The organism is Pontiella sp. (genome assembly GCF_041622395.1).
Taxonomy (GTDB): domain Bacteria; phylum Verrucomicrobiota; class Kiritimatiellia; order Kiritimatiellales; family Pontiellaceae; genus Pontiella.
In genome coordinates, this window is the sequence record NZ_JBFJYW010000305.1 from 1 (window position 1) to 4443 (window position 4443).

Annotated in this window: 3 protein-coding genes; all 3 read left to right on the forward strand. The window is 59.5% G+C overall.

Annotated elements, in window-relative coordinates; all coding sequences use genetic code 11:
* Positions 1–2076, forward strand: a 2076-nt coding sequence (locus tag ABYO54_RS14435; RefSeq protein WP_372808948.1) for a beta strand repeat-containing protein, incomplete at its 5' end; no start/stop codon positions are given.
* 67 nt (positions 2077–2143) lie between these two features.
* Complete coding sequence (locus ABYO54_RS14440) at positions 2144–2911, forward strand: PEP-CTERM sorting domain-containing protein (protein WP_372808949.1); 768 nt, start codon at positions 2144–2146, stop codon at positions 2909–2911.
* A gap of 223 nt (positions 2912–3134) precedes the next feature.
* On the forward strand, positions 3135–4443 hold a 1309-nt coding region (locus ABYO54_RS14445), incomplete at its 3' end, for a hypothetical protein (protein ID WP_372808950.1).

The window sequence follows — 4443 nt, forward strand, 5'->3', positions numbered from 1 at the left end:
AATGATTTTACCTGCCACACCCAAGTCGGTGCCGAATGGGCAACGTTTTCCCAGGCGGCCAATTTTAACGGCGTGGCCGAGGGGGGGACCTTCTCCTACGCGATTATTGACGACCCGACCCAGATTCCCGGTGCGGATGTCGCGGACTGGGGCATCCGCTCTGCAGTGGCTTCCGCGAATACGCCGGCCGGCGCCGGAAGCTGGTGCAAAATCCTGAAGTTCGATATCGATGCAACCACGCCGAGCGAATTCCGCATCGGTATCATGGCGGGCAACGCAAACAACGTAAATTGGAACCCGTCGGGGCTGCGCGTTTCGGTCGACGGCGGTACCCCCGCCGCCGTGACCAATCTGGTGGACACGATCGGTCAGGCGAATATGGTCTTTTTCGACGTAGATCTCAACGGCGCAACCAGCGGAACCTTTACCATCGAGGCCCAGCGGCGCGCGGCCACGCAAGGGGCTTCGCTCGCCGGCGTGACGTTTGATGCCACCTCCGCGGTCACATTCCCCGACGGCGCGCTTGCGTTGGACCAGAAGACGCTTTCGCTCACGCTGGTTGCTCCCGACACCAGCATCAACGGCACGATCAACGCCCTCTATCTCGCGGGCGCCGGCGCGACCGATGTTGAAATCGTTTCCGCGGAGGCGGATACCGGATTCAGTGCGTCCTATGTCGGCAGCACGCTGGGTACGGCCAACACCAACGAAGCCATTACCGTTTCCTTCGACAACGCGACCGTGGGTCTTGCAAACGGCGAGTCCACCAATTCCACGCTGGTTGTTACCTGGACCGAGGTGGGATCCGGCGTAACCAACACCTCCGAAGCGGCGCTGGACGTAACCTATGTCAATGTCCCCAGCAGCCTTGCGCTGGCACCGACTTCGCTTTCGCTGGTTCTGAATGCCGGCGACGCAGGCACCAACGGTACGATCGCCGCCTCGCTTGTGGCGGGAACGCTTTCGACCGATGTCGAAGTGGTTTCCGTATCGGCCGGTTCCGGTTTCAGCGCCGCGCCGACAAGCTTTACCCTGGATACGGGTACCCCGGCAGCGGACATCACGGTCACCTTTACCGACCCCGGCGGCCTGGCACACGACGATGTCGTGAGTTCCTCGCTGGTTGTTGTCTGGACCGAAGCCGGTTCCGGCGTAACCAATACCGCCAATGCGGCGTTGGATGTCACCTACAATGATCCGCCCGATCTGACTGAAGTGTGGACCATCGGCATCGACTTCGGCGCGGTCGTTGCCGGCAACAACTGGAATCACATCAGTGTTGGCGGTAATGCGACTACACTGGGGCTGGATTCCGACGAGCAGGAAGTCAACCCTGACTCGGTCGGTATTGCGGATCTCGGCCGACTGTCGGATGGTACCGCAACGGGCGTTGGCTTTACGCTGGTTAATTCCACGGGCCAAATTGCATGGGATTTTGCCGGCGGTACCGATGGTGACGGCGGTCTAATCGAAGCCGCCGGGGCGGATGTGTATGGGGATGGCCTCATCTCCAACGATCAAGCTTCCCGCGTTACTGTATCAGGAGTGGATTTCTTCCTGATCACCTTCACCGGTTTGGACGACAACCTTACGTATGGCTTTGTGTCCGGCTGGGATCATGATAACGCAAATTTCGACACGCGTTGGAATGTCTACTCCGATAACGGGTTCACGAATGTTACCGATACTTTCCTGACGGATGTTACGGGCGGTGACAATGAGGGCTATGGTTCGTTCTCGGGCCTTACCTCCAGCGGCGGAGAGCTCTATCTGGGCCTAACTGGCGATGGTGGCGCCGCTCAGATTGTGCTGGCTGCCCTGACCCTGACCGCCTATCAAGAACCGGTGACCGCGATTGGCGCCATGGGCGTCGGCGTGATTTCGGGCGGAACCCAGGTGGTGCTGAGCTGGCAGGGCCAAGCCGGCGCATCCTATGGCGTGGAAGCTACGGATAATCTCGTGACCGGAACCTGGACCGGCATCAATACCGGTATCGCCGGGCTCGACGGCATGCTTTCCGTTACCAACGACATTACGGCGGACCAGCAGTTCTTCCGCTCCTATGTCGAGGAATAGACCTTTCATTCTGAACAAAAACCCGGGGAAGCCCATGGGGGCTTCCCCAAACAAAAAAGGAAAATACATGAAGAAAACAATAGGATTACTGGCGGGGCTGGGCCTCGCGTGCGCGGTCCAGGCCGACATTGCCGTAGGAGACGTTATTGGGATTGACTTCGGCGCGGTCGTTGCCGGCAACAACTGGAATCACATCAGTGTTGGCGGTGATTCTACGACACTGGGGTTGGATTCCGACGAGCAGGCGGTCAACCCTGACTCGGTCGGCATTGCGGATCTCGGCCGACTGTCGGATGGTACCGCGACCGGCGTTGGCTTTACGCTGCTTAATTCCACGGGCCAAATTGCATGGGATTTTTCCGGCGGTACCGATGGTGACGGCGGTCTAATCGAAGCTGCCGGGACGGATGTGTATGGGGATGGCCTCATCTCCAACGATCAGTCTGCCCGACCGACGGTGTCTAATGTGGATTTCTTTCTGATCACCTTCACCGGTTTGGACGACAACCTTACGTATAACTTTGTGTCCGGCTGGGATCATGATAACGGTAATTTCGACACGCGTTGGAATGTCTACTCGGATAACGCTTTCTCTACTGTTACCGATACTTTCCTGACGGATGCTACGGGCGGTGACAATGCGGGCTATGGTTCGTTCACGGGCCTTACCTCAAGCGGTGGCGAGCTCTATCTGGGCTTAACTGGCGATGGTGGTGCCGCTCAGATTGTGTTGTCGGCGCTGACGCTGGAAGCGATTCCGGAACCGGCGACGCTGGGGCTGGTTGCGGTGTTCGGTGGCGCGGTTCTGGTTATCCGCCGCCGGTTTATGCTGTAAGCGTTCGTTTTTCGAATGGGAAAGCCGCCCGTTTGTTCCGGGCGGCTTTTTTTGGTTCTTGGCCGAATTCCAAGGAGCGGAAATGTAGCTCGCAAATCCGTTGCGGGTTTTCCGTTGGCGGAGATGGCCGAACGGTCGGAAACGCGGATCGGATATCCGCGCCACGTAGCTCGCAAATCCGTTGCGAGTTCCCGCGCGCAGAACGACACAGGAGGAGAAAACGATGAAGAGAATCCTAATCACATTGTTGGGACTGGCGCTCCCGTTCGCGGCCCAGGCGTCCATCGTTTTGGGGCAAACCATTGGCATCGACTTTGGGTCGATCGCACCGGCTGCGGGGCTGAACTTCAACAACTATTCGGAGGTCACGATTGCGGATGGTGCCGTCGAATCGTTTTCCGGAACCCTGATCGATACGGGCGGCAACGCGGTGTCCGGCGTCGTCTTCAGCGTGCAGAACCATACCGGGCAGGCGACGGGGCGGGCGACTTCGAGTCCGGGAACCGAGGGGGCCGGCTTGATGACGGACAGCACCGTCTACAGCGACTGGCTGCTTTCGAATAGCACCTCCGGCGAACCGCTTGATCCGGGGGGATATTTTATTCTTACGTTTACGGGGTTGGATGACCGCCTGGCCTACGATCTCACCGGCGGATTCGATAGCGACAACGACAATTTCGATGCCATCTGGTCGGCGGATGGCCAAAGCTTTACCACGGACACGACCGGGGACGTCGGGTACGGCACCTTGGAAGGGCTGACGACCGATGGAAGCGGAAACCTGGCGGTCACGGTTTCCAGAAACACGTTGCACGTGACGGTTGCCGGCCTGACGCTGACCGCCGTTCCCCCTTCCGTACCGTCGATCGAGCTCGGCGATGTCATCTGCGTGGACTTCGGGACAACCGTTCCGGCCGGCCACTACAACGTCGTTAATAGCGGCAACCTTTCCATCAGCAATCTGGTTCGCTATTCGGACGGCATGCCCTTGGATATCGGCTTGGAGGTGACGGCGACCAATCCCTTCGATAATTCCGGAAACGTTGCGTCGACCGCCGGGCTGAGCAATATCAACGACAGCGATGCGGAGGTCTATGCGGACGGATTCCTGAGTGCCTATACCGCCGGGGCGGACAACGATATCGTTACGCTGACCTTCTCCGGCTTGGATGACGGCCTGTACTATGATCTTTCCGGAGGCATTGCCCGCAGCTCGAGCCCTGAAAACTTTTCGACGACCTGGTCGGTTGCCGGGGCTTCTTCCCAGACGTCCGCCGGCACCGCGGCAAATGGCTATGTCGAGTTTAAGAGCCTGATGGCGGTAGGCGGAACGCTGGCCGTAACGTTGACGGACGTCGTCCGGCAATCGGGGCTGGCCCAGCTGGTGTTGGTTGCGACGGATGTCCCGCCGGTAGCCGCGCTTCCGCCGTCGCCGGAGCTGCCCGCCGGCGTGGCCGTCTACTTTAATCCGACCACGACGGATGCCGTTGTGGGGTCGGCCGAACTCGACGCGGTAACCCTCGGGGGCCGCT

Coding starts and splice junctions, on each gene's coding strand:
- ABYO54_RS14440 (WP_372808949.1), top strand. CDS start 2,144: ATGAAGAAAACAATAGGATTACTGGCGGGGCTGGGCCTCGCGTGCGCG.